This window comes from Neptunomonas sp. CHC150 (assembly GCF_030397555.1).
GTDB lineage: Bacteria > Pseudomonadota > Gammaproteobacteria > Pseudomonadales > Balneatricaceae > Neptunomonas > Neptunomonas phycophila.
In genome coordinates this window covers 103829-130190 of record NZ_JAPNXU010000003.1, presented here as the reverse complement: position 1 = coordinate 130190, position 26362 = coordinate 103829, and the positions used below count along the sequence as shown (strand labels likewise).

Genomic DNA, 26362 nt, shown 5'->3' with positions numbered 1-26362 from the left:
TGTGGTGATCAGCTGGATTGTGAGCTGTCGCCTTATTCTGGTTGAGTAATTAACCACTCGTCTAGCCCTTTGATATCGGCAGGGCTCAGACTACCTATTTGTTGTTTCAATGCAAACAAGTTAGCTATATAGTCAAAACGGGCCGCTGCATAATCACGTTTAGCGGCATAAAGCGCTTGTTCGGCTGTTAAAACATCGACAACGTTTCGAGTCCCTACATTAAAACCTTCGCTGGTTGCATCTAATGAGGCTTGGCTGGATATGATGCTTTGGCGGCGTGCTGAAACACTCAAAACACTGGTTTCAATATCGCGCAGCAAACTACGGGTAGATTGTTTTACATCGCGGTAAGTGTCTTCAAAACTGTGATGTGCGACATCCAGTTCAGCATAGGCCTGGCGCGTTTGTGATTGGATAGCTCCACCTTGGAAAAGAGGTACGCTTAATGACAGGCCAACCACTTTTGAAGTTACCCAGCCATCTACCCAGCCTACTCGAGTGCTGGAGCCATTGTCGCGATCATAAGTGGCATTGAAATCAAGAGTAGGAAGGTGACCAGATTTGGCAGCTTGTGCGGCTCGGCGGCTAGCGTCGATGCCGAAACTAGCTACCTGTAAACCAATATTGTTTTCAAGTGCTGCATCAACCCATTCTTCGGGTGTTGCTGGCTCCGGCTGCTGGATAGGGTAATCTTCGCTTAGCTCGTCAATATCGGTAACCTGTTCGCCAATAATGCGCTCAAGTGCTTCAAAACTGTTATCAAGAGCGCCTTTAGATTCAATTAGACTGACCCGGGCCGCATCATAAGAGGCTTTGGCTTCTTGCACATCGGTAATGGCAATAAGTCCCACTTCAAACTGTGCATTGACCTGGTCCAATCGACGTTTGATGGCTCTTTCTTGTGCTTGAGCTGTTTCTAAATTGCTCTTGGCGTTGAGTACGGTGAGGTACCCATTAACCACTCGTAAAATTAAGTTTTGCTGTGCAAGATCAAAACTGAGAGCCGCTTGCTTATCGAGGATTTGTCCGCGCTTGAAGGCAAACCATTTTGCCGCTGAAAAGACGGGCTGAACCAAGCTAACCGAATAGCCATGGTTGTTATAGTTAATAACGGACGTATTGTAATACGATGTATCTGCCGTGCCGTTAATGCTTGGTAGTAGCGCTGCTTTGGCCTGAGGGAGTATTTCTTGGTTGGAGCGTAGTGTGGCTTCGGCAACTTTTAGTTGAGCGTCGTTGTATAACGCTTTCTGATATATTTCTTCTAGCGCGGCAGCCGAGCTTGATAGTGAGGTGCCAAGTAAACAGCTCGCAGCGGCGTAACGAAGTAGAGCAGCGACAGGTTTCATAAGTGGAATCCTTTAACCGAGTGTGCAGTGCCTATTTTGTAATAGATTAGCGTCACATCCGTCGTTGATATGCAAAATCGAATGGCTGTTAGCATACCATGTTTGCAGGCGCTGTTAAGGCCTTATATTTGCAGCAATTTGTTGCGATTAGGGTATGTTTTAATTGATAAGCATAATTGAAGAAACGGCGTAAAAAGTCATCTAAGAAATAAAAAAGCCGAACATATTGCTCGGCTTTGATATTGCTAAACATAGCTTAGCTTTCTAGTGCTTTTTTAATGCGTGCAATAGCATCTTTAAGTACATCCATGCTGGTAGCAAAGGATAATCGCATATTACCTGCAGCGCCAAATGCGGATCCCGGTACTAGAGCAACTCCGGCTTCGCCTAACAAGAATTCGGCCAGCTCAATGTCGTTATTGAAACGGTCATCGTTATCAATAACGTGTTGAAAACTAGGGAAAGCATAAAAGGTGCCATCAGCGGGGATACATTCAACTCCCTTGATCTCGTTAAGGGCTGCTACAACGTAATTGTGACGCTCTTTAAACGCAATAACCATGTCTTTTACACAATCGTTTCCGCCTTCTAAAGCTGCCTGAGATGCAACTTGAGAGATTGAAGTCGGGTTTGATGTGCTTTGCGATTGAATCTTCTTCATCGCGCCAATAAGTTTGGCCGGCCCTGCCGCATATCCAATACGCCAACCTGTCATAGAAAAAGCTTTAGATACGCCGTTTAATACGATAGTGCGGTCATAAAGGTTTGGGCATGCATTTAAAATATTTACAAACGGCTCATCGTTAAAGCGGATATGTTCGTACATATCATCAGTAGCGATTAAGACATCGGGGTATTTAGCTAACACTTCACCCAAGGCTTTTAGCTCACTTAGCGAGTAAGCAACGCCAGTTGGGTTCGATGGGCTGTTTAAGACAACTAATCGAGTGCGAGGTGTAATAGCCTCTTCTAATTGCTCAGGTGTAATTTTGAAGCGCTGCTCTTGCGTAGTGGTGATAATGACGGGTTTGCCGTCAGCCACTAGCACCATGTCGGGGTAAGACACCCAGTAAGGGGCAGGAATAATGACTTCGTCGCCTTCATTTAACAGGGCCAGTGATAAATTGAAAAAGCTTTGTTTGCCCCCGCAAGAAACCAAAATTTGGTTAGCTTGGTAGCTTAGGCCGTTCTCGTTATGAAATTTATTAATAATGGCTTTTTTCAGACCCGGTGTACCGTCAACAGCTGTGTACTTAGTAAAACCGTTATTAAGGGCTTCAATAGCTGCATTTTTAATGTGATCAGGTGTGTCAAAGTCAGGCTCGCCTGCACCTAAGCCAATAATATCCTTACCCTCGGCACGCAGTTCGGCAGCGCGATTAGTCACGGCAAGAGTAGGGGAGGGTTTGATACTGTTTACGCGGTCTGAAAGTAGAACGTCCAATTCATAGTCCTCTATGAAATTATATAAGCTGAGAGACGCTATTTTTTAGCAACCAAAGTATATCGGATTCGTATGACACACTGAATGCTATTAGGTTAAAAGTTAGTAAAAAACGAAATAAAATCACGTAATTTTCCTATTTTTCATGGGATCTCTATACATGTCCTTGTCTGAGTAGGCAGGACTCGCTGCTAATGGCAGGTTATACTAGGGGATTGCGTTTGTTGTTGGTCAGAAAGAGAGATATAAGAACACTATGAAATCACGTTTTCGCGTCAATTCTCCGTTCGCCCCTTCAGGGGATCAACCTACTGCTATTAAAACGCTTGTCGATGGACTCAATGCGGGTTTAGCAGCACAAACCTTGTTAGGAGTTACCGGCTCAGGGAAAACATTCACGATAGCGAACGTAATTGCCGAAGTGCAGCGTCCAACCATAGTGTTAGCACATAACAAAACATTGGCTGCTCAGTTATATGGTGAGTTTAAAGAGTTCTTTCCTGATAATGCAGTGGAGTATTTTGTATCTTATTACGATTACTACCAACCTGAGGCCTATGTCCCTTCTTCGGATACCTTTATTGATAAAGACGCCTCGGTCAATGAGCATATTGAACAAATGCGTCTTTCCGCCACAAAGGCTCTACTAGAACGCGACGATGCTATTATTGTGGCAACGGTTTCGTCTATCTACGGGTTAGGTGATCCACAGTCTTACCTTTCAATGATGTTGCATTTAGATCGTGGCGATAAGGCCGATCAGCGACAAATCCTGAGGCGTTTGGCTGAGCTGCAATACACACGAAATGATATTGAGCTGCACCGAGGAACATACCGTGTGCGCGGTGATGTGATTGATGTGTTTCCGGCCGAGTCAGAGCGAGAAGCGGTTCGAATCGAGCTGTTTGACGATGAAGTCGAACAACTGAGTTACTTTGATCCGTTGACCGGAGAAGTTCTACGTAAAGTGCCGCGTGCGACCATTTACCCTAAGACTCATTATGTTACCCCGCGTGATGTACTGCTAGGCGCTGTAGACAAAATAAAAGAAGAGCTGCATGAGCGCTTAGCCCAATTGCGTGAAGCTAATAAGTTGGTAGAACTGCAGCGCCTTGAACAGCGCACCATGTATGACATGGAAATGATTATGGAGCTTGGCTATTGCTCAGGGATAGAGAACTACTCTCGTTACCTATCGGGGCGTGATCCAGGCGCTGCACCGCCAACCTTGTTTGACTATTTACCAGATAATGCCTTGGTCGTTATTGATGAGTCGCATGTAACGGTTCCGCAGTTAGGCGCCATGTATAAAGGTGACCGTTCTCGTAAAGAAACGCTGGTTGAATACGGCTTTCGGTTACCGTCTGCATTAGATAACCGCCCATTGCGTTTTGAAGAATGGGAGCAATTGGCACCGCAGATGATTTTTGTATCGGCTACACCGAGTAAATATGAAGCGGCGAATGCTCAGCAAATAGCTGAGCAGGTTGTTAGGCCTACAGGGTTAGTTGACCCTATAGTAGAAGTTCGCCCAGCAAGTACACAAGTTGATGATTTGCTATCTGAAATTAACCTAGTCACCAAGCTAGATCAGCGAATTATTGCTACTGTGTTGACTAAACGGATGGCTGAAGATTTATCCGAGTATCTCGCAGAACACGGCGTAAAAGTACGTTATTTGCACTCTGATATTGATACGGTTGAACGGGTAGAAATTATTAGGGACTTACGTATTGGCGTGTTCGACGTCTTAGTGGGTATTAACCTTCTAAGGGAAGGTATTGATATGCCTGAGGTTGGCCTAGTTGCCATATTAGATGCTGATAAAGAAGGTTTTCTTCGTTCTGATACTGCTCTAATACAAACGATCGGACGGGCAGCACGTAACGTTAATGGCCGTGCTGTACTTTATGCAGACCGAATTACGGGGTCTATGTCGCGAGCCATCGAAGAAACCGATCGCCGACGTAAAAAACAAACAGCCTACAATGAAGAACATGGAATTACGCCTAAAGGCATCATTAAGTCTGTGGCTGACATTATGGAAGGTGCTACTACTATTCCGGGTCGTAAAGCCGCACGAACAGCGAAAAAAGTGGCTGATCAGGCCGCTGATTATAGTGTCGATGCATCCGCGCTCTCACCAAAAGAGTTAGTTAAGGCGATGAGTCAGCTCGAAGACAAGATGTATGAGGCGGCTAAAAACTTAGAGTTTGAGTTAGCCGGGCATTATCGTGACGAACTTGAGAAACTAAAGCACGCTGCAATGTAAGTGTACGATGCAGCGTCCGCTTCTCGTTAAACAGCTGGTGTCGTTAAGCTGAAGCTGGGGAAGTCTTTAGCAAAACGACTAATCCATTCTTCAGCGGCATCGGCTTGGCTTAATGTGCGGCCTTCTTGCTTTTGAATTTGTTGGCGATATTGCTCAATATAACAAATTTGTTCGATCATTCTCACACCGTAGGCCGTTTCGGGGTCATCAAAAACAATGCCTGTGCGATAGTGGCCGTTACGGTCAGGAATACACCAAGCTACATGCCCAGAAGCTGTGAAAGCGGGATCACTAATGGATATAGTAATATCAAGAGCTGTGTCGATGGAGAAGAATTCATGGGTAACGATGCTTATACCAACCACGCCTGATTCGCTACAAGTATTGCGGCTTACACCATAATCAGAGCAGAGCGCAATTTTGGCGGGTATATCAGTTGGGTGGCGGATATACCCTTGGTCTACATCAAAGGTCATCAAAGATTACCTACTGTGGTACCGACTAATGATTTCATATTAGAACTAAAATCTCTGTTTGTCTCTTATAAGCATCATAATTGATTTTTTGCGATGCACAATAATTATTACGCATGTCGCTCAATTTTTAAACATATTGAAGGCCAGCCTTGCTTAACCGAACCTGACTGTAAAAAGCGTCAAAAATCAGTAAAAGTACGTATTTTTAAGTACTAAGTAGTACTGATGGCGTAAGTTTTAGCTAGAAACCGCTGCTTTTGTCGTGCAGGATAGGCTTTGTTTAAAACAAAAGTTGCCCAGGAAACATGTCTTTAAAACTAAAAATTCTAACGCTTGCGCTACTTCCTTTGCTGTTAGTCACGGCTACCATCACTTTGATTAATGTAAATCAGGCTCAAACCTTATCTGAGCTTGAAATACAAACGTTTGAACAAAATTTGCTGACATCCAAGCGAAACGAATTAAAAAACTATGTGGAGCTGGGGTTAACAGCTATTAGCCAAGTAATTAATGATGAATCGTTGACTCAAGAGGCGGCACAGTCAGAGGTAAAGCGTATACTTCACTCGCTAACTTTTGGCGAAGACGGCTACTTTTTTGTTTACGATGGCGAAGGCGTTAATCTAGTCCATCCCGCTCAACCGGAATTAGTTGGACAGCCGCTTATTACTTTACGAGATGGCGCCGGAGACCTAGTCATTGCGTCTTTACTTAACGTGGCAAAACAAGGTGGCGGTTATCATCGCTATACATGGAGAAAGCCCTCGTTAGGCGATGAAGAAGATAAGCTAGGTTATGTGGTTGAGCTACCGAAATGGGGATGGATTCTAGGTACGGGTTTATATGTTGATGACATCGCTAAAGAAATATCGCGAGTACGCCAACAAGTAACAATTAATATTCGTAACAGCTTTTTTACGGTTGTTGTGCTAACTGCCGCATCGGCTGTTATTATCATCGCTATTGGGGTGGCCATAAACTTACATGAAGGGCGATTAGCAGACGGCCGTTTGCGTCAATTGGCGCATAAGTCCGTCCAGTTTCAAGTGAGTCAGCGCCGGCGTTTTGCTCGAGAACTCCACGATGGGATCAATCAGTTAATTGTTTCAGTGAAGTTTAGAATTGAACTGGCAGCCAATAAAATAAAGAAAGGAGATCTAACCGCTTCCCAGGATCTATCAAAAGGCATGGAGGTATTAAACCAAGCCATCAAGGAAGTAAGACGCCTTTCTCATGACCTACGCCCTAGTTTATTAGATGATTTAGGGCTCAAATCTGCATTAAAAAGCCTGCTCGATGAATATGAGGCCAGAACCGGTATAACCGTTGAAGCTGAGCTAGGGCTCCCTGTTGAGCGTTTACCGGATGATATCGAAATTACGCTGTACCGAGTTATTCAGGAAGCCTTATGTAATGTAGAAAAGCATTCGGGAGCGGATGAAGTGAGATTAAAAACATCACTTCATGGAAGCCAGATTGTGCTCAAACTATCAGACAATGGGGATGGCTTTGATATTACTAAAGCCAGTCAGCAGGCCGGAATTGGTATCCGAAATATGCATGATCGTATCGAACTGCTTAGTGGTGAGTTTGCTATTACATCTGAAATAGGGCGCGGTACTCAATTACGCGTTAAACTACCCTTATCTTAATAAAAACAGGAAAACCGATGATTCGTGTATTGCTAGTTGATGATCACCCACTTGTATTAGAAGGAATCAATGCATGCCTTTCTAATGTGGCAGGAATCGAAGTAGTCGGCCAAGCGAATAATGGATTAGAAGCGTTAGAGTTAGCAGAAGCACTTACACCGGATGTGGTGCTGATGGATGTGACCATGCCCGTGATGAACGGCTTAGAGGCAACACGAGAATTAAAACGTCGCTTTCCTGATTATCGCGTACTGATATTGTCAATGCACGAAAATCGCGAATACATTCTACAACTAATTCAGTCAGGGGCTGCAGGCTACGTATTAAAAGATGTACCCTCTGAAGAGCTAGTCACGGCTATTGAAATTGTTAACCAAGGCGGAACGTATTTCAGCTCAAAAGCATCCGAAACGTTAATGAAACAGTTTGAGCATGGCCGACATACAGATATCCAAAGGCAAGAGTTGACCAAGCGAGAAAAGACGGTGCTTAAGCATTTAGCCGAGGGAGATTCTAATAAAGAAATAGCCAGACGTTTAGATATCTCCGTCCGCACCGTGGAGACCCATCGCCAAAATATCAAACAGAAGCTCAACATTCAGACGGCGGCAGGGCTTGCAAAATACGCGATTGAAAACAATATGATATAAAGTGAAAAAAGTCGCTTTGGATACTTGCACCGGCCGTTAACATCTTTATAATACGCACACCTTTTAGGACTATAGCTCAGTTGGTTAGAGCGCTACCTTGACATGGTAGAGGTCAGCAGTTCGAATCTGCTTAGTCCTACCAAAATTCCTTCTCAGTTAGTACCCATAGCAAAATCTAATTTTTGATCAATTTTGCTCATTCTGTTTTCTTCTGCTTATCCTCTTTGTACTCATAAGATCCTAAAGTCCTGCTACGTTTAAGCCGTTAACCCATTATCAGAGTTTTAAAAAACGCGACTCTCGCCGTTAACTTGAGCGTCATCTACTACGTGATTTAGGGGATAGCTAATGCTGGATTTTGGAACAATTCGAGGTCGCTTGACGGCAAGTTATTTAGTTTTACTAGTGTTTTTGCTGGTTGTAATTGCACTTTCAGCGGTACGTTTTCAGTCGCTCTCGGACAATATTCGTGGCATTGTCGATGAAAATGCGGCTTTGGTTGAGCTAACTGGTGAACTCAATGTAAATGCAGAAAGCCTTGCTAGCCGGTTGTTGTTGCTGTTTGTTCTAGAAGAGCGGGAAGCGCGAGTAGCCATTTATAAAGAAATAGATGAGCGTAATCGCAATATGGATGTTTCGTTAGAGACAATGGCGGGTTTAGTTACCTCAGAAAAAAATAAAGTGGCTGTTGAGGCGTTAAAGGCTCAGCGTGGTGTTTATCAGGCAGCTCTGCAATCGACAGTTGAAGCATTGGAGTTTGGCGAGTTAGACGACGCAAAAAAACAAATGGCGGGGCCGACACGTAATGAACTACAAACTTTTTTAAATCAAACCAAAGCGCTTGCTGGTAGCGAGCGAGGTATGATGCAGGATCGCCAGCAGCAGGTTTTATCAGATTCAGAAGTAGCAATTTGGATGATTACTGGGGTGGGGATCTTGGCTCTACTCATTGGTGCCGCTATGGCGTTGTTAATTACACGTAGTATTGTTAATCCGTTGAGCCGAGTTGCTGATTTCCTAGACCGTATGGCAAAAGGTGATTTGTCACAGAATATTGAGATTAAGCCAAAAGGTGAAATAGGGCAGTTAGTTGCCAGCTTACAAAGTATGCGTATGAGTTTGGCGGGCGTTATCGAGAAAATTGATTTGAGCGCACGGACAGTTGTTGATGCTGTTGGGAATATCCGTAGCAGTGTGAGTGGTGTTCAACAAGGCTCTGAAAAACAAGAGTTTATGGCGAATGAGATACAGAGCTCGGTAAAAGAGTTATCCAGTGGCGTTACTAATATGGCGGAACATGTCACTGTTTCGCGTAATCAAGCAGAAGCCGCGCATGACCTAGCTAAGCACGGCAAAGAAATTATTAATGCAGCGGCAACAGATATCACAGAGATAGCGACTTACGTTGAAGAAACGTCTTTGTCGGTAGCTAAGTTAAAAGAAAGCGCTACAACCGTGCTTGAGTTTGTTAACAATATACGAAATATTGCCGATCAGACTAATTTGTTAGCACTAAACGCATCTATTGAGGCGGCGCGTGCAGGCGAAAGCGGTCGGGGTTTTGCCGTGGTTGCGGATGAGGTCAGAAACCTTGCAAGAAATACGGCTGAAGTCACCGAATCTATTGATGCGGTCATTACATCCATGACTAATTTATCGGTTCAGGTTTCCGACGAAATGGAACAAGGACAAGAACGTATGCGCCATGGTGTGACACAAATAGAAAACGTAGTGGAGCCGTTAACGCGCCTTGAAAAGGACTCACAAGAGTCGCTTAAAAGTTTGGATGGCCTATCAGGCCTTGCACAGCAACAGTCTTTAGAAGCGAATGATATAGCGCTTCGAATAACCAAAATTGTTGAAGTTAGCGTTAATAACAATCAAACCTCATTGCGTTTAACATCACTGACGGACGCTTTAACTGGAGCAGCGGAGCAAACGAAACAAGCAACATCTGCATTTATACTTCCACAGTAAATGTTCTATGGCATTGGTTAGCGTTTAGCTAACCAATGATCAACCGAGAAAACGCCAGCGCCTCTATACATCAGTAGCATTGCAACAGCCAACCAAGTTGCATGGGTTGGATAAGCATCAGGATAAACAAAGATCTGGATGACTAGTGTCATCAGAACGATGCCAAATGCAGCAAGGCGAGTAAAAAGGCCGCTGAGAATAAGAATGGGTAATAGGTGCTCAGCTATCGTTGCAAGCATAGCAGCGAGCATAGGTGGAATCAGAGGCAAGTTGTATTCATACTCAAACAGAAAGCCGGTCGTTTCAGCCAATTTGGGCCAACCGAGTTGCGCTTTCATCGCAATAATATCAAGAGAAAACCCCTCAATTTTTGTTTGTCCGGACTTCCAAAAAACAGCCGCAATAGCAAAGCGTGAGATAAATAGAATAAGCGACTCGGGTATTTTTCGGAATATTTCTTCGCTTTTCTCATTGATAAAAGTCAACATGGTTACTTCCTCTATTGTGCCCCTTGGCTGTTTTTCATTGTTTTTACTGCCGGTCGAAGTCGTGCTGTGTGATGTGGGTTATGATTTTCCACTCAATTAATTTGGCGAGTGTCTGCGCTAAATCGAAAGTCTCTGATGGTGGAATAGCGGCTTCTAATTTTTTTTGGTGCATTAAATTTTTAATGAACACTGCCTCCTCTTCTTGAATAACATGAAGCTGTGCATAGAGGTGAGATTTTACTAGCAGTAAATATTCATTTTGGTTGATATCTAGCCGGTGCAGTAATGACGTCTCTTTGTTTACGTGTGCTAGGTATAAGGAGCCAATCGCAAACGGAGAGGCTAAAATTTGCGATGTGGGCGGAATAGATAGCTGCAAAGCGCCGGGGTCTTGGGTGTTGGAAAAGACTTGGGCAACGGCTTCTTGATCCAAGGTGCTAAATTCTTCGTTGTGAGTGAGCACAAGCATTGAGTGCTCAAGTGCTAAAAGGTCTGCTAAGTATGGTAAGCGGTTGGCTGGCTCGAAACGGCGAACAAAATCAGAAAACCCGCCGCCATATTCACTAATAACGGGTGACGTTGGTGGGTTATCTACTACATAAAGACGGGCAACAGCGCGAAAAAAGTCTTCACCTACCACCGATAGCGTTACTGGAAATATATCTGCCAATGCATCGATTAACGAGACGATCACATTATTGCGATATACATTAAATCTTGTGTCTTTTTCAGGTTCTGATGGCGCTTTAATCTCTGTGAGGAACCGAGCATCACTTGTCAGCAGTGAGGTTTTAAATAATGAGTTCACGGCTCGTCTCCGTCGATTGTATTGGCTGCCGTAAACTATTTGCTTGGTTTGCTTCTTTTAGTAACGTCGCTAGTGGGGGGATGTTACCGTCTCTTTCAATGAGCGTGGGGCAATCGCCCACTAAAGTTAAGGTGTGCTGATAAAGAGACCAAACATCGGGTGAGACGGGTTGATCATGGCTGTCTATTTTTAACGGCACAACGGAGTTTTCGTCGCTTGAGTGCCCCGCTAAATGTATCTGGCCTACTTTATCGGTAGGGAATGAATTTAAGTAGTCATAGGGGTCTTGTTGGTGGTTGAAGCAAGAAACCTCAACATTATTAACGTCTAATAAAAGTCCACAGCCTGTACGGCGGCTCATTTCTCGTAAAAAATCGGTTTCGCTTATTTCGCTACGATTAAATTCAAAATAAGTCGACGGATTTTCGATAAGTACACGGCGTTTTAATAGAGATTGAATCTGATCAATGTGCTCGCATACTCTTGCCAGCGTTAGCTCATCGTAGGCTACAGGGAGCAGGTCATTTAAAAACGTATTGTCGTGGGAGGACCATGCCAGATGTTCCGAGAAAACGGGTGGCTCAATTTCATTAATTAAATGTGAGATTCTTTCCAAGTGTGCCGCGTTGATTGGGGATTCTCCTCCTATTGATAATCCCACGCCATGCACGGTTATAGGGTAGTGTTCGCGAATCAGTCTTAAGTAATGAAGTGCTGGTCCACCTTTACTTAGGTAGTTTTCGGCATGTATTTCAAAAAAACCAACCGATGGTCGAGTATCCAATATTGCTTGGTAGTAAGCTGGCTTAAGGCTAATGCCCGTTAACGATAAAAAACGCTCCACAAAACGGGAAGAAGGGGGATTCTCGTTTTGCCAGAGCGTTGATGGGGCTTGAATAAGAGACATATATGTTTCTTAGAATGCTTTAAGTTGACCAAACCCTGTAGGTGATGTTTTTGATTCCATTTCAACGCAAGTGCCTTCAGGGACAAGTTTCCATGCGTTAGCTTGGTAGTCAGTTTTAGAGGTGCCAGCGCAAGAGGTTCCAGGGCCTGCAGCACAATCATTTTGACCTGCCAATGCTACGCCATAACATTTTTCTTTACCTTCAGCGTGAGCAGGAACTGATACCGCAGAAGAAATGGCAACGGCTGTACCAAGTGCTAGGGCTAGCGTCGATTTTGAATTTTTCATGGTCAATCCTTATCTATTGAGGTTTTATATCTCACTGTGGCAGCAGTGCCAGTGTGCGTTTTAGAGCATTAACTACTCTTTGTATGTATCTTATTTGAAAGTATAGTTCAGAATTTTGTGTTTATTTTTTTGTTAGCCACTATTTTATAGGTTATGTGAAGACTCTTGAGATCTTCTTGTAGGCAGCACCTGCGCGATGTCTTGGGTTTAGTGCTTTATACTGCTTCTTTGAAGAGGCAGCTGTTACTAACAACTATTACTACTAAAAGCGAAGGTGAGATGGAGCTTTCGAGCGAATTTTTAAATATGATTCTGGACTCGGTCACAGAGCATATCGTAGTTATCGATAAAGCAGGGAATATCAGGTTTGCTAATCGTAGTTGGACAGTGTTTGGTAAAAATAATGATTGTGATATCAATGATAGCTGGGATGGAGTCAATTATATTGAGGTCTGTGACGCAGCAGCAAAGATGGGAGATGACTTTGGACTCAAAGCAGGGGATGGCATACGCCGTGTGATAGCCAAAGAGGATGCTATTTTCTATTTTGAGTATCCTTGCCATAGTCCCCAAGAGAAACGATGGTTTATGATGCGTGTCACACCGTTTGAAGTAAACCAAGAAAGCTTCTTTGTTATTTCCCACCAAAACATTACTGAAAGAAAGTTAGCTGAGGAGTCGGTTAAGAATCTGGCTAATTTAGATGGATTGACCAGTATTGCTAATCGGCGAGTGTTTGATGAGTTTTTGCATGAAGAATGGCGGCGATGTTACCGGCTTAGTCAGCCTATTAGCCTCGCGATAATCGACCTAGATAACTTTAAAGTGCTTAATGATAAGTTTGGCCACCAGTTCGGTGATAAGTGTCTAATCGACGTGGCTAAGGTGCTTGCAGCTGTCGCAAATCGCCCTGGCGATATTTGTGCGCGTTATGGAGGGGAAGAGTTTGCCTTGGTCTGTGGTGACACCACTTTAGAGCAAATTAAACTCATCGCAGATAGGCTCTTGCTACAAGTCACTGCATTGAATGATTTGGACCCGAATCTCTCATCGGGCAACTACCTTACTGCCAGTATTGGTATCGCTGAAATGAGGCCTGAAACAGGCAAATGTGAAAGAGAGCTGATCAGTCGGGCAGACGCCATGCTGTATAAAGCTAAAGAAAATGGACGTAATCGTATCGAAGGGTAAAAGACAAAAAACAAAAAACAAAAAACAACAATGCTGCTTAACGGTATTTAACGCATCATTATTGGTAACAAAAAGTCGTTTTTCTGACCAGAAGATCATCGCTGAAAAAATAATTTACTTTTTTGCATCCAAACGTATCGCTCAATTGTTGTACCTATTAACAGTAAGACATTGACTGTTTTGAATTGAAAATTTAATCAAATAGGGAAACAATAATGAATAAGCAATTGAGTGTTAAAGGCCTTCAAATTTCAGTAGCCTCCGTGCTTGTAGCGGTTGCTATGCAGTCTCATGCCGGAAGTTTCTCTCAGGACAAATTACCTAAAGAAGTTCAAGTTCCCGCAGGTCACATGGTAGCTATGTACACCAAGGCTGAAGGTAATATTACATGGGAATGTAAAACTGATGCAGATAATGCCGAAAAAGCTAAATGGGCATTTGCAGGCCCTCGCGCTATATTGAGCGATAAAAAAGGGAATCAACTAGTGTCTTATTTTGGACCACCAGCAACCTGGGAGTCCGTGGATGGCTCATCGATAACAGGCACCCAGTTAGCCGTGTCACCGTCTGCTAAGGGCAGTATTCCTATGCAATTAGTTCAAGCGAATAAGTCCGAACGCCCAGGTGCTTTAGAAGGTGTTACTTATGTTCAGCGTATCAATTTAAACGGCGGTGCTGCTCCTGAATCAGGTTGTACAACTGATTTGATTGGTCACAAGGTTGTCGTTAACTATTCGGGTGACTACCTGTTCTGGAAAGCTAAATAATCTAGAATCGTTATAAATGGCTTAGGTTTATAGAATGCGCTCTGTAAGCCTATGTCTTTAATGACTTAAAAAGCCCAGTTTTGTACACTGGGTTTTTTCATTACGGAGCGCTCAGCGTGACCTCACCAATGGATTTTGATTATGAAGGTGCGCTAGTTAGCTGCGCGTCAGGTAACCGACGTGCTTTAGTGCAGCTCTATGAGCAAGAATCACCACGGCTGCTCGCTGTTGTTATGCGGATTTTACAAAACCGCTCCTTATCTGAAGACATCGTGCATGATGCATTTATAAAAATTTGGAATAATGCCGCAAGTTACAGCAAGGAGCTTGGCTCTGCGCGTGGTTGGATTTACACACTAGCCCGAAACTTAGCGCTAAATTCCCTCAAGTACAGTCAGCGTCAGGTGTTAGCTGAACCTGATTTTCTTTTAGATCTGTGTGATAACAATTCTTTAGAAGCAGAGCATATTGATGAGTTTTCTGAGCTAGCGGCTGACTGCCGTACCCAAGCGGCGCTGTATACTTGCATAGACCATTTAGCACCTGAGCCAAAGCTCTGTATTTTGCATGCCTATGTAGATGGTTACACACAAGATGAGATTGCAACCTTGCTCAATAAACCACTAGGTACCGTTAAGTCCTGGATTAAACGTAGCCTTAATGCTTTGAAGGAGTGTTTACAATGAAACAACATCCGCATTCTGGCAAAGGCGACCTTCCTGACACAGATGATTCCTTAGCGGGGCAGTATGTTTTAGGCACGCTTAGTCTTCAGGAGCGCCATGATTTTGAAGAACAAATGGCACGTCAACCTGAATTACAGCGTGCTGTGCATCAGTGGCAAGAACATTTTTTATCGATTACGGATCAGTTAGAGCCTATACCAGCTTCACCGTTTTTGGCCGCGAGAATAGAGCGTAGTTTGGATGCACAAGACGTGCTGGCCGCCAAAGCGACTACAGCCAAGTCAATGGGTGGTATGAGAGATTTTTGGAATAACCTGACTATTTGGCGAGGCCTTTCAGCGGCTTGTCTCTTGTTGGCGCTTGTTATTGGTCTGCAGTGGCAAACGTCGGCCCCAAGCGTTGCTGATCCTTCTTATATTGCTGTATTGGTGACGCCAGAAGACAAAACACCAGGCTGGGTGATTCAAACTAATCAAACAGATGAGATGCACTTGGTGCCATTAGGAGCGATCGAAATACCTAAAGGTAAAGCGTTGCAGTTTTGGACGAAAGCGGAAGGCTGGGATGCGCCAATTTCTCTTGGATTAGTGAAAAAAGGTGAGTCATTAAAAATTGCAATCGACCAGCTTCCACCTTTAACTGAAAATCAGTTGTTTGAACTCACGCTTGAAGAGGAAACAGGATCACCTACGGGGCTACCTACCGGTCCAATTAAATCTATAGGGCGAGGTGTGGTTACTTTTTAGCTATGAAGTAATGCCTGTTGAGTCCTGATTAACGGATAAGTACTTTTATGCGCTAAATGCTGTATTTTGTTGTCCAGCGAATTTGATCGATCGTTATACTTAAGGTTATTTTCTGGCGTTTACATTAGTAACGCCATCGATTGATGATACATAATCAGGTATGTTCAAAACATAATGATGCCAGTAATTATGTGATGGCGTATAAGTGTACTCATCTATTTCAGACTAATTTAGCTCTTTGATCGGTGCGTATTTTCCGAACAGTAAAAACGCTGGGACTCATTAGAGTGTTAACCTTGATCCCAGTTTGTTTTCTCCAATATGAGCCTATGCCTGAACTCGATATAAGAACGTTACATGCCATACTGGCGATTGTCGGTTTCAGTGCGACAATAACGCTACTAGCACTTTGGAAGTCCCAACCTTATAAAAATGGTGTGGGTTATATTGCGTTTGGTATTGGGTGCTCATTTTTGGCTGGCATCCTCGTGTCCTTGCGCGGGGTTGTACCTGATTTAATTTCTATTGTGCTAGGTAATCTTCTATTTGCCCTCACGTCTTTGTACGTACTCAAAGGCGTGAGGGTGTTTACCCGCAGGCCTATGTATGCTCATCTTGAGTGGGCTTTGCCTGTCTTTTTTGTGATCTACTTTCTGTATTTTACGTATATTGATCCCAATGTCTCAGCTCGGGTGTTAGGTATTTCGACGGTCTACTTTACATTCAGTCTTTCTATTGCTTTTAATCTACTAGTACCGGCTAAACCTCAATGGCAATGGTCTGCAAGAATGGTTGCCCTTATTTATTTTGGTTTTGCTTTCAGTTCGTCTGTTCGCATTTACTTGGCGCTGTCCGGTCAAAGCGATCTACCTTTTATGGAAACGTCGGGTATTCATGCCTGGACGATACTGATGGGGATATTTGTATTAGGAGGTAGTGCTCTAGGGTTTAGTTTAATGTCGCATGACGCACTGCAAAGCCAATATCGAATTCTATCTCAAGGGGCTAAACAGGCCGCCTCATCAATAATTATTACTGACGCAGCCGGTAAGATCGAATACGTAAATCGAGCTTTTGAGCAATTGACCGGTTATTCGGTTGATGAAGTGCTTGGCCAAACGCCTTCTATTATTCAGTCAGATCAAACAAAGCCAGAAGTGTACGAGCAATTATGGCGCGAACTAAAAGCCGGAAAAACATGGCGTGGTGAGTTCTATAATCGCAAGAAAAATGGAGAGTTGTATTGGGAAATAGCCTCCATATCACCTGTTAAACAACGTAACGGTGAAACCACACATTACATTGCTATTAAAGAGAACATTACTGAATTAAAAGAAGCGGAAGCTAAAATACGCCATTTGGCCATGCATGATAGTTTAACGGGGTTGTCTCTAAAAAGTTTGTGTTTAGACCGTTGGCAACATGCACTGGCTTTGGCGAAGCGAAATCACACTAAAATTGCGTTGATGTTTGTTGATCTAGATGGTTTTAAGTCGGTGAATGATAACCATGGACACAGTTATGGCGACAAACTATTAATTGAGATTGCGCGCCGTATAGCAAGCAGTGTTAGAGCGGCCGATACCGTTTGTCGAATTGGCGGAGACGAGTTCTTGATTATGGTGGAAGGTCTTAAAGACAGGGAAGATGTGACGGAGATTGCTTCAAAAGTAATAACGAATGCTTCTCACCCGCTAGCAATTGATGACCAAGTAATTAACATCAGTGCGAGCTTAGGGGTGTCTTTTTACCCTGATAATGGAAGTAGCTTTGAGTCACTTCTCGACCAAGCAGACAGGGCTATGTATGGCGTTAAAAGAGAAGGGAAGAACGGTTATGCTTACAGTGATACTTCTTCATCTGACCCTAAGGACCCTGCTGAGTTTTCTAAAAATTAACATATTCATTACATGAAGGTTGTAGCATGACTAGTATTCATTATTACCATGCCCATGTTTATTACGATGCTGAATCGATGCCTCTTGCCAAACAACTTTGTGAATCGGCTGTAGCGTTATATCCAGCTATTAAAATGGGACGCATGCACCAAAAACCGGTTGGTCCGCATCCCGATTGGAGTTGCCAGTTAACGATTCCTACTGCAATGATGGGGGAGGTAATGGGGTGGCTTGCACTTAATCGTAAAGCGCTCGTTCTGTTTATTCATCCACTGACCGGTAATGCACTTCAAGAGCACCGTGATGCGGCAATCTGGATGGGTAAAGTTCGCCCGCTTAAGTTAGATCAGTTTCTATAAGCCTAGTCTGTGGTTCGCTTTCATAGTTTTTCTTTTAAGTAATCCACTAGCATTCTTACTTTAGGGGATAAGTGTCTATTATGGGGATATAATGCCCAAACTCCCTCGTCCTTGGGTTCGTAATTCTGCAACAAAGGAATCAGCTGTTTATTGTTAATGGCGGCCTGCAGGTAATAGTCTGGCAGTTGTACTAGACCTATACTTTTAAGTGCCGCGTCTAATAATGATTGCCCACTATTACAACGTAAGTTGCCTGATATGCGTATAGTTTGTTCTTTGGCGTTAACTTCAAAGCGCCAGTAATCCAGCGTACCTTGTAAGCAATTATGATGTTTAAGTTCAGAAAGCGAATGTGGTTCACCATAACGTTTTAGGTAACTAGGTGTTGCACACACATGCAAGTGACGCGAAGTGATCCGAGTGGCCATCATGCTTGAATCTGCTAAATGGCCTACACGGATAGCTAAATCATAGCCACCTTCAACCAAATCAATTCGTTGATTAGTAAAAACACACTCTATTTGTAAATCAGGATGAAGTGTTAAAAAGTCATTGATCAGTGGTGCGATTTTACTTTCGCCGTAGGTCCCTGGTGCAGTGATTTTGAGGCGTCCTCGCGGGGAGCTTTGCAAGCTATTAAGCGCTTGCTCTGCTTCTTTAAGCCCATCTAAAACAGGACGGCAATGTTGATAATAGATTTGTCCTGCTTCCGTCACCGTGACTTTACGAGTAGTTCGGTAAAGGAGCTTGCTGGATAACCGGCTTTCGAGGGCGCTCACTTGGCGGCTGACTTGCGCTGTTGATATTCCCAGTTGATGTGCAGCGGCGGTAAAGGAACCCGATTCAACTACGGCTGCGAACTCAGATACTCCTTCCCATGGGTTCATTATTACTATCTCGTAAAGGTGAATTGTTATTTGGCTGATTATAAGCATCACAGAAACAACTACAATGGTTCTATTGAAGTCATCTATCTAATAACAGTGTTGTAAATGAGGTGTGAGCATGACGAACGGAGTAATTACGTGTAAAGCGGCTGTAGCTTGGGGGCCAAAAGAGCCACTTTCAATTGAGAATGTAGAGGTGATGCCACCACAAAAAGGTGAGGTACGTGTTCGTATCGTAGCCACGGGTGTTTGTCACACTGATGCGTTTACTTTATCTGGAGAAGACCCCGAAGGTATCTTCCCTGCGATTTTAGGCCACGAAGGCGGTGGTATTGTGGAATCAGTGGGTGAAGGCGTAACCAGTGTTGCTGTTGGCGACCATGTTATTCCGCTGTACACGCCTGAATGCGGTGAGTGTAAATTCTGTACCTCGGGTAAAACTAACTTGTGTCAAAAAATCCGCGAAACGCAAGGTAAAGGCTTGATGCCTGACGGGACTACTCGTTTCTCGGTCGATGGTAAACCCGTATACCACTACATGGGATGTTCTACGTTCTCTGAGTACACGGTTTTACCTGAAATTTCGCTGGCTAAGGTGAATAAAACGGCACCTTTAGAGGAAATTTGCTTGCTCGGTTGTGGTGTAACAACGGGCATGGGAGCGGTTATGAACACCGCTAAAGTTAAAGAAGGCGATACGGTTGCTGTATTTGGGTTAGGCGGAATTGGTTTGTCGGCGGTTATCGGTGCTGCCATGGCAAAGGCGAGTCGTATTATAGCGATCGATATTAATGAGAGTAAGTTTGATTTGGCCCGCAAGCTAGGCGCCACTGATTGCATCAACCCGAAAGAGTATGACAAACCGATTCAGGACGTCATTGTTGAATTGACAGATGGTGGTGTGGATTTCTCATTTGAATGTATTGGTAACGTGAATGTAATGCGCTCAGCATTAGAGTGCTGCCATAAAGGGTGGGGCGAATCGGTCATCATTGGTGTAGCCGGTGCTGGTCAAGAAATCTCGACACGTCCATTCCAGTTGGTAACAGGTCGTGTCTGGCGTGGTACCGCCTTTGGTGGAGTTAAAGGTCGTTCCGAATTACCGGATTATGTAGAACGCTATCTGGCGGGTGAATTTAAGCTAGACGATTTTATTACGCATACCATGGCTCTAGAGGGTATCAATGAAGCCTTTGACTTAATGCACGAAGGTAAAAGCATCCGCACGGTTATCCATTACTAAGCAAACGCTATCAGAATCCATAAAACCACTTACTGAGTAAGTGGTTAGGAGACAAGGTTATGACAATTGAAAATCTAAGCTGTAATAAAAGCTTTGGTGGTTGGCATAAGCAATATTCGCATCAATCAGCCGTACTCAACTGTACAATGCGCTTTGCTATATATTTGCCACCTCAAGCAAGTACAGCGCATCGAGTACCGGTCATTTATTGGCTTTCGGGCCTAACTTGTACTGATGAAAACTTCATGCAAAAGGCTGGAGCTCAGCGTATCGCTGCTGAGTTAGGTGTGGTTATCGTTGCACCAGATACTAGCCCCCGAGGAGAGGCGGTCGCCGATGACGACGGGTATGACCTGGGTAAAGGAGCGGGCTTTTATGTGAATGCAACTGAACAACCTTGGCAGCGACACTATCAAATGTATGACTACATTGTTGATGAACTCCCTGCGTTAATAGAAGCACACTTTCCTGTGACTGATCAGCGTGCAATTGCTGGGCATTCAATGGGAGGCCACGGCGCTTTAACCATAGCGCTGCGTAATCCGCAACGCTATACGTCAGTGTCGGCGTTTAGCCCGATCACTAATCCTGTTGATTGCCCTTGGGGGCAGAAAGCATTTGCTGCCTATCTTGGAAAAAACCAAGAGGCTTGGCGTGAGTATGATGCTAGTGAATTGATGCGCAAGGCAACCGAGCATGTACCAGCGCTTGTTGATCAAGGCGAGGCAGATGACTTTTTAGAAAGTCAGCTTAAACCGGAAGCCATAGTCAGGTCGGCACATGAAAGCGGTTATCCTTTACAATTGCGCCGTCATGAAGGCTATGATCATAGCTATTATTTTATTGCGAGCTTTATTGAAGAACATGTACGTTTTCATGCCGGTTATTTTAATAAGTAATCTGCAATAAATGTCTGAGGTTTGTATTGCTTAAAGGCTACTCATCAGTAGCCTTTTTTTATAGGTATTGCCGCTTATATGATGCGTGTCATAGGTCTGCTGCAATAAATCCCTTACTATGCCCCTACTAAAGTTTAACACTGGTTAATGGGGTTAGTATGGTGAATAAAGATGTACGTTTTATCCCTGGTCTTGTTGCACTCGCGACTATCGCTGTTATTTGGTTTGTAGTACCCGTCCCTGAAGGGGTAACTGCTGACGCTTGGCATCTGCTCGCATTATTTGTCGGTACTATCGTTGCTATTATCGGTAAGGCGCTGCCAATAGGCGCGGTTGCCATGTTAGCGATTACGGCCGTCGCACTCACCGGCGTGACAAACAGCTCCCCAAGTTTGGCTATTAAAGATGCGTTAAGCGGCTTTTCGAACTCGCTCATTTGGTTAATTGGCATCGCTATTATCATTTCCCGAGGTCTAGCAAAGACCGGTTTAGGTAACCGTATTGGTTATTATTTTATTTCTTTATTTGGCAAGCGCACGATCGGTATAGGCTATTCGTTAGCCCTATCTGAGCTATTGATTGCACCGGTTACGCCAAGCAATACGGCACGAGGGGGCGGTATTATCCACCCTATCATGCGAGCTATAGCAACCAGCTTTGGATCCTCAGCAGAGGAGGGGAGTGCAAGGAAAATTGGTCATTATCTTGCGCTAGTTAATTACCACAGCAATCCAATTACGTCGGCCATGTTTATTACGGCAACAGCGCCGAATCCACTGATTGTTAAACTCATAGCGGATGCAACGGGGAGTGAAATTAGTATTACATGGGGAGGGTGGGCACTAGCAGCCTTGCTACCCGGGCTGGTGTGTATAGGGTTAATGCCACTTATTATTTATATGATTTATCCGCCACAAGTGAAAGAAACACCTGACGCTTCTCAGTTTGCTAAAAACAAATTATCGGAAATGGGAGCGATGTCAGGCCATGAAAAAATTATGGTGTGTGTCTTTGCACTACTGCTAACCCTTTGGGCAGGAATACCTGCCATGATTTTTGGTGAAGCATGGTCGTTTAACACCACAGCTGTGGCATTTTTGGGTTTATCTATTCTCTTAATTACCCAAGTGCTTACATGGGAGGATGTATTAAAAGAAAAGTCGGCATGGGACACCGTCGTTTGGTTTTCTGCGCTGGTTATGATGGCGAATTTTTTGAATAAATTAGGGCTAATAGCGTGGTTCTCGAGTGTTGTGGAAACGAACATTCAAGGGTTTGGTTTTGGCTGGCAGTTATCCGTATTGATACTGTTGTCGATTTACTTTTATGCGCATTACTTTTTTGCAAGTACAACCGCGCATATTACTGCAATGTTCGCTGCCTTTTATGTGGCAGGTTTGGCACTAGGGGCTCCTCCATTATTTTTAGCCTTTTTGCTAGCCGCTGCTTCTTCATTGATGATGTCGTTGACGCATTACGCTACGGGGACATCGCCCATTATTTTTGGATCGGGTTTTGTACCTCTTGAGCAGTGGTGGATTATGGGGCTTGTGATGAGCGTTGTTAATCTCGCTATTTGGGTTTTTGTTGGCGGGCTGTGGTGGAAAGTGCTGGGGTATTGGTAAATATTCCTATCCATCTTGGACGAAAAAGTGAAGCTGAAAAAGCGCTTGGGCATAAAACCCAGGCGTTTTTTTTGAGGGCAGGTCGAGTAAGGTGAAATGATAGATTAGATAGTTTTATGATCCGGCATTGAATTTTTTAAAAAAGCAGCAATCTATAGAGCGTCACAGAACAACGACTTAGGTGTTTTTATGTAACAATTAAGTGGTTGGTTTGGACACTCATTAAGCGTTTTTACGTGTTCAATCACTCAGCAAGATTGCATGGAGTATAAAATGACAGCAGATGTCGGACCCCTTGGTTCACCTCAGGATCGGCTTGTATCACTATTTGAGGCATTAAAAACTAAGGTTATCGGTCAAGAGAGTTTAATTGAGCATTTGTTGATTGGTTTATTAACCGATGGGCATGTCCTGTTAGAAGGTCCACCAGGCCTGGCAAAAACTCGAACAATACATGCATTAAGTGATTTATTAGAAGGTGATTTTAAGCGTGCACAATTCACACCCGATTTGTTGCCGAGTGACATCACCGGAACTGAAATTTTTAATACGCAACGTGGTGAATTTGAATTTCGCCAAGGCCCGTTGTTTTGCAATATGCTGCTTGCAGATGAGATCAACCGAGCTCCTGCCAAAGTGCAGTCGGCATTGCTCGAAGCCATGGCCGAACACCAAGTAACCGTGGCAGGTAAAACTTACCCGTTAGCACGATCCTTCATGGTAATGGCGACACAAAATCCGTTAGAGCAAGAGGGTACTTATCCGCTACCCGAAGCACAGCTCGATCGCTTTATGTTACACATTCGTGTCGATTACCCTGGGTTTGATGATGAAAAAGCCATTTTGCGATTAGTACGCAATGAGCATGTAGAGCAAGCCACCAGTGAGCCTTTTACTCCTGTTGATGAAGCCACGATGATGGCGGCTAAGCAGGGAGTTATGTCGGTTTATTTGTCGGAGGGGCTAGAGAACTATCTAATAGAGTTAGTCATGGCGACACGTTCCCCTGAGCTATATGGCGATGATTTAAAAGATACCCTAACCTTTGGTGCTAGTCCGCGTGCGACCATCGCACTAGATAGGGCGGTCCGTGCCAAAGCGTGGCTCAATGGTCGAGACTTTGTAACGCCAGATGATATTCAAGAAATGGCGCCCAGCGTGCTACGTCATCGTATTGGTATTAGTTATATTGCCGAGGCCAATGGCTTAGATAAAGATCAATTAATTGCTCAACTCATCGAGCGAGTCGTCGTTCCTTAAAAAGCGCTTTTGCAGAAGGTGAGATATGTTTGTTGGTGATAAAACACCTCGACCAGTACCGCATAAGCGACATGTTGTCTCGTTGGATGAGCTGATTAATTTGCGATACTGGCCTCCTGCTCGTGGGCATAGCCGTGAGCGTATGGCTATTCGAGAAGGGCATCATTTGAGTCATATTCGCGGTCGTGGTATGGAATTTGACGACGTACGTGAGTACCAGCCTGGAGACGATATACGTCATTTAGACTGGCGCTTGATGGCGAGGACCGGAGAAGCACATACCAAGTTATATCGCGAAGAGCGCGAAAGGCCTGTATTTGCGCTCGTTGATCTGCGTTCGCCCATGTATTTTGCTACGCAAGGCCATTTTAAATCGGTCTTAGCTTGTTATGCAGCAACCATGGTCATGTGGACAACTTTGGCCAATGGTGATCGCATTGGTGGGCAACTACTAGGGACAGAACAAAGCACCATCTTTAAGCCTAGTAACAATCGGCAACAAGTGATGCGAATGGTGTCGGCGTTGGCAGAAGCGAGTAGTCAACCTCCCACCTCACACTCATTGACTTCCCTTTCAAGCGCACTGGCTCAGGCAGAAAGTTACTTACCAAGCGGAACTTTAGTTTACTTATTTAGTGACTTTCATGATGTAGATGAAGCGGCGCAACAGCACTTAATGCGTCTAGCTCAGCGGTGTGAGTTAAAGTTAGTACTTATTTCAGATCCGTTAGAGCAGCGTTTACCTGAAGGTAAGCCTTACCGCTTCCTGGGTGAAGGCCAAGAGATAACAGTTAATCCTAATGCAAAACAACAAGCCCGTTACGTGAATCAGTTTGAAGAGCGGGTACAGCGTTTAGATTATGTGCACCATTTACGAGGGGTTGAATTTGCGCATTGGCAAACGCATCAACATCCTTTGTTTGCCTCGCCTACAGCAAAAGAGGGGCGATAAATGGATACTAGTCAGCTTCAGTTGCGCAACATACATCTTCCTGAGCCAATTAGCTGGTGGCCATTAGCCTACGGCTGGTGGCTATTGTTGTTGCTCATCATTATTACTGTGGGGTTGGGAGTTTGGCGGTTCCGTCATTACCGAACTAGCCCGCGGCGCTATGCGTTGCGTGTATTAGCGCAAATAGACCGTCGCTATCAGACCAGCAAGAAAACCCCCTTGGATCAACAACAAGCCTTAGTTGAGTGCAATGTGTTGCTCAAGCGAACAGCGCTTTCTTTGTACTCTCAGGCTGATATAGCCCGTCTATCGGGAGAAGACTGGATACAGTTCTTAAAGCAGCACAGTAAAAATGCAAAGGATGAAACAGTTCAACCGCTCGTGTTAGGACCCTATCAGGCGCTTGATTCATTTAATGCGGATATCCCAAGCTTAATAACTTTTTGTCGTCAGTGGATACGTCAAGCCAAGGCAAAAGCTAATGATAGTGTTTGGAAATAGCGATGGTTAACAATAACAATGCTGGGAAATAAAGATGTTTGAGTTTGCTTGGCCGTGGTTGTTTGTGCTCGTGCCTTTGCCTTGGGTGGTAAGGCAGCTTTTAAGCCCGCTTAATTCTGATAGGCAAAGAGGCATGAAAGTGCCTTTTATTCGCGCGATTGGTCATGCAGTAGAGGGTGTCTCTAGCAGTGCTTATCAAAGCCGTCGTTTGGGTCTCATTTTATTAGCGTATCTTGCCTGGTTTTTACTCTTAGCGGCGGCAGCCCGTCCTCAATGGTTAGGAGAGCCTGTACCTCAACAACTAGAGGGGCGCGATATGATGCTCGCCATAGATTTATCCGAGAGTATGCAAGAGCAAGACTTTCAATTAGGCGGGCAATTAATCAACCGGTTGGTTGCAACCAAAGTGGTAGCAGGCGATTTTGTTGAACGACGTGAAGGGGATCGAGTCGGTTTGATTCTATTTGGCGAGCAAGCATACCTTCAAGCACCGTTAACACGTGATTTAAAAACAGTTAAACAATTGTTAAATGAAGCGCAAATCGGCTTAGCAGGACAACGAACTGCAATTGGTGATGCGATCGGGTTAGCGGTGAAGCGTTTTAAAGAAGGCAAGAGCCAGCAGCGAGTGTTGGTGTTGTTAACCGACGGAACAACAACAGCCGGTGTGCTATCGCCTAATAAAGCGGCAGAATTGGCTGCTGCCGAAGATGTGACTGTTTATACCATTGGTATTGGCCGAGACAGCAGCCAAGTAGATTTATTAAGACGGTTCTTAGGGCGGGGAGGTTCCCCTGAAATTGATGAGGCGGCACTTAAAAATATTGCTGAAAAAACTGGCGGTCGGTACTTCCGCGCTACGGATCTGCAGCAATTATCTGAGATATATGCCGAGCTAGATAAGTTAGAGCCTGTGGATCAAGGCTCAGATTATTATCGCCCCATTATTTCTTTATACCAGTGGCCGTTATTAGGCGGCATTTTGGCTTTGTGTTTGGTTAGCATATTACAAAGACGCAAGGCGTAGGCCGTCAGTG

At 44.3% G+C, this 26362-nt stretch carries 25 protein-coding genes and 1 tRNA gene; 18 read left to right on the top strand and 8 right to left on the bottom strand.

The window, feature by feature from the left end:
- Positions 1-32 precede the first annotated feature (32 nt).
- Together OW491_RS03120 and OW491_RS03115 are read right to left on the bottom strand one after the other, a co-directional pair.
- Positions 33-1349 (bottom strand): TolC family outer membrane protein, encoded by a 1317-nt coding sequence (locus OW491_RS03120; protein WP_290034614.1) that lies wholly within the window; start codon positions 1347-1349, stop codon positions 33-35.
- 256 nt (positions 1350-1605) lie between these two features.
- Positions 1606-2793: a pyridoxal phosphate-dependent aminotransferase gene (locus tag OW491_RS03115; RefSeq protein WP_290034612.1), complete on the bottom strand. Its 1188-nt coding sequence runs from the start codon at positions 2791-2793 to the stop codon at positions 1606-1608.
- 256 nt (positions 2794-3049) lie between these two features.
- On the opposite strand from OW491_RS03115, the gene uvrB reads away from it, so the two are divergent.
- A complete protein-coding gene (gene uvrB / locus OW491_RS03110; protein WP_178968506.1) occupies positions 3050-5065 on the top strand; it encodes an excinuclease ABC subunit UvrB in 2016 nt (671 codons plus the stop codon).
- Positions 5066-5091: 26 nt separating this feature from the next.
- Here uvrB and OW491_RS03105 read toward each other — a convergent pair whose 3' ends face one another.
- Positions 5092-5541, bottom strand: a complete 450-nt coding sequence (locus OW491_RS03105) for a hypothetical protein (protein ID WP_075171790.1) — start codon at positions 5539-5541, stop codon at positions 5092-5094.
- Between the two features lie 305 nt (positions 5542-5846).
- Here OW491_RS03105 and OW491_RS03100 point away from each other — a divergent pair, with 305 nt between their 5' ends.
- The 4 genes from OW491_RS03100 (at position 5847) to OW491_RS03085 (ending at position 9820) form a co-directional block, all read left to right on the top strand.
- Positions 5847-7193: a cache domain-containing protein gene (locus OW491_RS03100; protein ID WP_215152089.1), complete on the top strand. Its 1347-nt coding sequence runs from the start codon at positions 5847-5849 to the stop codon at positions 7191-7193.
- Between the two features lie 17 nt (positions 7194-7210).
- Positions 7211-7843, top strand: coding sequence for a response regulator transcription factor (locus OW491_RS03095; protein ID WP_075171792.1), 633 nt, complete (start codon positions 7211-7213; stop codon positions 7841-7843).
- A gap of 65 nt (positions 7844-7908) precedes the next feature.
- Positions 7909-7985 (top strand) — tRNA-Val (locus OW491_RS03090).
- 206 nt (positions 7986-8191) lie between these two features.
- A complete protein-coding gene (locus OW491_RS03085) occupies positions 8192-9820 on the top strand; it encodes a methyl-accepting chemotaxis protein (protein WP_290034611.1) in 1629 nt (542 codons plus the stop codon).
- A 17-nt stretch (positions 9821-9837) separates the two neighbouring features.
- On the opposite strand, the gene OW491_RS03080 is transcribed toward OW491_RS03085, so the two are convergent.
- From OW491_RS03080 to OW491_RS03065, 4 genes are read right to left on the bottom strand one after another with little or no spacing between them, the layout of a single operon-like run.
- On the bottom strand, positions 9838-10308 hold the full coding sequence (locus OW491_RS03080) for a DoxX family protein (RefSeq protein ID WP_215152081.1): 471 nt from the start codon (positions 10306-10308) through the stop codon (positions 9838-9840).
- Positions 10309-10351: 43 nt separating this feature from the next.
- Complete coding sequence (locus OW491_RS03075) at positions 10352-11116, bottom strand: DNA-binding domain-containing protein (protein ID WP_290034607.1); 765 nt, start codon at positions 11114-11116, stop codon at positions 10352-10354.
- Positions 11100-12023: a DUF692 domain-containing protein gene (locus tag OW491_RS03070; RefSeq protein ID WP_290034605.1), complete on the bottom strand. Its 924-nt coding sequence runs from the start codon at positions 12021-12023 to the stop codon at positions 11100-11102. The genes OW491_RS03075 and OW491_RS03070 overlap by 17 nt, the downstream gene beginning before the upstream one ends.
- Before the next feature lie 9 nt (positions 12024-12032).
- Positions 12033-12311, bottom strand: coding sequence for a DUF2282 domain-containing protein (locus OW491_RS03065; protein ID WP_075171796.1), 279 nt, complete (start codon positions 12309-12311; stop codon positions 12033-12035).
- Positions 12312-12590: 279 nt separating this feature from the next.
- Between OW491_RS03065 and OW491_RS03060 the strand changes: the two genes are divergently transcribed.
- From OW491_RS03060 to OW491_RS03035, 6 genes are all read left to right on the top strand, one after another.
- Positions 12591-13502 (top strand): diguanylate cyclase, encoded by a 912-nt coding sequence (locus tag OW491_RS03060; protein ID WP_290034603.1) that lies wholly within the window; start codon positions 12591-12593, stop codon positions 13500-13502.
- Between the two features lie 215 nt (positions 13503-13717).
- Positions 13718-14269, top strand: a complete 552-nt coding sequence (locus tag OW491_RS03055; protein WP_215152077.1) for a DUF3455 domain-containing protein — start codon at positions 13718-13720, stop codon at positions 14267-14269.
- Positions 14270-14385: 116 nt separating this feature from the next.
- Positions 14386-14955 (top strand): sigma-70 family RNA polymerase sigma factor, encoded by a 570-nt coding sequence (locus OW491_RS03050; protein WP_215152076.1) that lies wholly within the window; start codon positions 14386-14388, stop codon positions 14953-14955.
- The gene (locus OW491_RS03045) at positions 14952-15701 is read left to right on the top strand and encodes an anti-sigma factor (protein ID WP_290034600.1); all 750 of its coding nucleotides are present in this window, start codon (positions 14952-14954) and stop codon (positions 15699-15701) included. Before OW491_RS03050 ends, OW491_RS03045 begins: the two co-directional genes overlap by 4 nt.
- Positions 15702-16030: 329 nt before the next feature.
- Positions 16031-17599: a diguanylate cyclase gene (locus OW491_RS03040; RefSeq protein ID WP_290034599.1), complete on the top strand. Its 1569-nt coding sequence runs from the start codon at positions 16031-16033 to the stop codon at positions 17597-17599.
- Between the two features lie 26 nt (positions 17600-17625).
- Entirely contained in the window at positions 17626-17958 is a 333-nt protein-coding gene (locus OW491_RS03035) for a DOPA 4,5-dioxygenase family protein (protein WP_290034598.1), read from the top strand.
- Between the two features lie 20 nt (positions 17959-17978).
- On the opposite strand, the gene OW491_RS03030 is transcribed toward OW491_RS03035, so the two are convergent.
- On the bottom strand, positions 17979-18845 hold the full coding sequence (locus OW491_RS03030) for a LysR substrate-binding domain-containing protein (RefSeq protein WP_290034597.1): 867 nt from the start codon (positions 18843-18845) through the stop codon (positions 17979-17981).
- 118 nt (positions 18846-18963) lie between these two features.
- On the opposite strand from OW491_RS03030, the gene OW491_RS03025 reads away from it, so the two are divergent.
- From OW491_RS03025 to OW491_RS02995, 7 genes are all read left to right on the top strand, one after another.
- On the top strand, positions 18964-20088 hold the full coding sequence (locus tag OW491_RS03025; RefSeq protein ID WP_290034596.1) for an S-(hydroxymethyl)glutathione dehydrogenase/class III alcohol dehydrogenase: 1125 nt from the start codon (positions 18964-18966) through the stop codon (positions 20086-20088).
- A gap of 59 nt (positions 20089-20147) precedes the next feature.
- Entirely contained in the window at positions 20148-20987 is an 840-nt protein-coding gene (gene fghA, locus OW491_RS03020; protein ID WP_290034595.1) for an S-formylglutathione hydrolase, read from the top strand.
- A 158-nt stretch (positions 20988-21145) separates the two neighbouring features.
- Positions 21146-22612: a DASS family sodium-coupled anion symporter gene (locus tag OW491_RS03015; protein ID WP_290034594.1), complete on the top strand. Its 1467-nt coding sequence runs from the start codon at positions 21146-21148 to the stop codon at positions 22610-22612.
- Positions 22613-22885: 273 nt separating this feature from the next.
- Entirely contained in the window at positions 22886-23872 is a 987-nt protein-coding gene (locus OW491_RS03010; protein ID WP_290034593.1) for a MoxR family ATPase, read from the top strand.
- 25 nt (positions 23873-23897) lie between these two features.
- Entirely contained in the window at positions 23898-24824 is a 927-nt protein-coding gene (locus OW491_RS03005) for a DUF58 domain-containing protein (RefSeq protein ID WP_290034592.1), read from the top strand.
- Positions 24825-25325, top strand: a complete 501-nt coding sequence (locus tag OW491_RS03000) for a DUF4381 domain-containing protein (RefSeq protein WP_290034591.1) — start codon at positions 24825-24827, stop codon at positions 25323-25325.
- A gap of 34 nt (positions 25326-25359) precedes the next feature.
- The gene (locus OW491_RS02995) at positions 25360-26352 is read left to right on the top strand and encodes a VWA domain-containing protein (protein WP_178968517.1); all 993 of its coding nucleotides are present in this window, start codon (positions 25360-25362) and stop codon (positions 26350-26352) included.
- Positions 26353-26362 lie beyond the last annotated feature (10 nt).

Bases quoted from the DNA above. Each gene is read 5' to 3' on its own strand.
- OW491_RS03120 (WP_290034614.1), bottom strand. From the start codon at position 1,349: ATGAAACCTGTCGCTGCTCTACTTCGTTACGCCGCTGCGAGCTGTTTA.
- uvrB (WP_178968506.1), top strand. From the start codon at position 3,050: ATGAAATCACGTTTTCGCGTCAATTCTCCGTTCGCCCCTTCAGGGGAT.
- OW491_RS03105 (WP_075171790.1), bottom strand. From the start codon at position 5,541: ATGACCTTTGATGTAGACCAAGGGTATATCCGCCACCCAACTGATATA.
- OW491_RS03100 (WP_215152089.1), top strand. From the start codon at position 5,847: ATGTCTTTAAAACTAAAAATTCTAACGCTTGCGCTACTTCCTTTGCTG.
- OW491_RS03095 (WP_075171792.1), top strand. From the start codon at position 7,211: ATGATTCGTGTATTGCTAGTTGATGATCACCCACTTGTATTAGAAGGA.
- OW491_RS03085 (WP_290034611.1), top strand. From the start codon at position 8,192: ATGCTGGATTTTGGAACAATTCGAGGTCGCTTGACGGCAAGTTATTTA.
- OW491_RS03080 (WP_215152081.1), bottom strand. From the start codon at position 10,308: ATGTTGACTTTTATCAATGAGAAAAGCGAAGAAATATTCCGAAAAATA.
- OW491_RS03070 (WP_290034605.1), bottom strand. From the start codon at position 12,023: ATGTCTCTTATTCAAGCCCCATCAACGCTCTGGCAAAACGAGAATCCC.
- OW491_RS03065 (WP_075171796.1), bottom strand. From the start codon at position 12,311: ATGAAAAATTCAAAATCGACGCTAGCCCTAGCACTTGGTACAGCCGTT.
- OW491_RS03060 (WP_290034603.1), top strand. From the start codon at position 12,591: ATGGAGCTTTCGAGCGAATTTTTAAATATGATTCTGGACTCGGTCACA.
- OW491_RS03055 (WP_215152077.1), top strand. From the start codon at position 13,718: ATGAATAAGCAATTGAGTGTTAAAGGCCTTCAAATTTCAGTAGCCTCC.
- OW491_RS03045 (WP_290034600.1), top strand. From the start codon at position 14,952: ATGAAACAACATCCGCATTCTGGCAAAGGCGACCTTCCTGACACAGAT.
- OW491_RS03040 (WP_290034599.1), top strand. From the start codon at position 16,031: ATGCCTGAACTCGATATAAGAACGTTACATGCCATACTGGCGATTGTC.
- OW491_RS03035 (WP_290034598.1), top strand. From the start codon at position 17,626: ATGACTAGTATTCATTATTACCATGCCCATGTTTATTACGATGCTGAA.
- OW491_RS03030 (WP_290034597.1), bottom strand. From the start codon at position 18,845: ATGAACCCATGGGAAGGAGTATCTGAGTTCGCAGCCGTAGTTGAATCG.
- OW491_RS03025 (WP_290034596.1), top strand. From the start codon at position 18,964: ATGACGAACGGAGTAATTACGTGTAAAGCGGCTGTAGCTTGGGGGCCA.
- fghA (WP_290034595.1), top strand. From the start codon at position 20,148: ATGACAATTGAAAATCTAAGCTGTAATAAAAGCTTTGGTGGTTGGCAT.
- OW491_RS03015 (WP_290034594.1), top strand. From the start codon at position 21,146: ATGGTGAATAAAGATGTACGTTTTATCCCTGGTCTTGTTGCACTCGCG.
- OW491_RS03010 (WP_290034593.1), top strand. From the start codon at position 22,886: ATGACAGCAGATGTCGGACCCCTTGGTTCACCTCAGGATCGGCTTGTA.
- OW491_RS03005 (WP_290034592.1), top strand. From the start codon at position 23,898: ATGTTTGTTGGTGATAAAACACCTCGACCAGTACCGCATAAGCGACAT.
- OW491_RS03000 (WP_290034591.1), top strand. From the start codon at position 24,825: ATGGATACTAGTCAGCTTCAGTTGCGCAACATACATCTTCCTGAGCCA.
- OW491_RS02995 (WP_178968517.1), top strand. From the start codon at position 25,360: ATGTTTGAGTTTGCTTGGCCGTGGTTGTTTGTGCTCGTGCCTTTGCCT.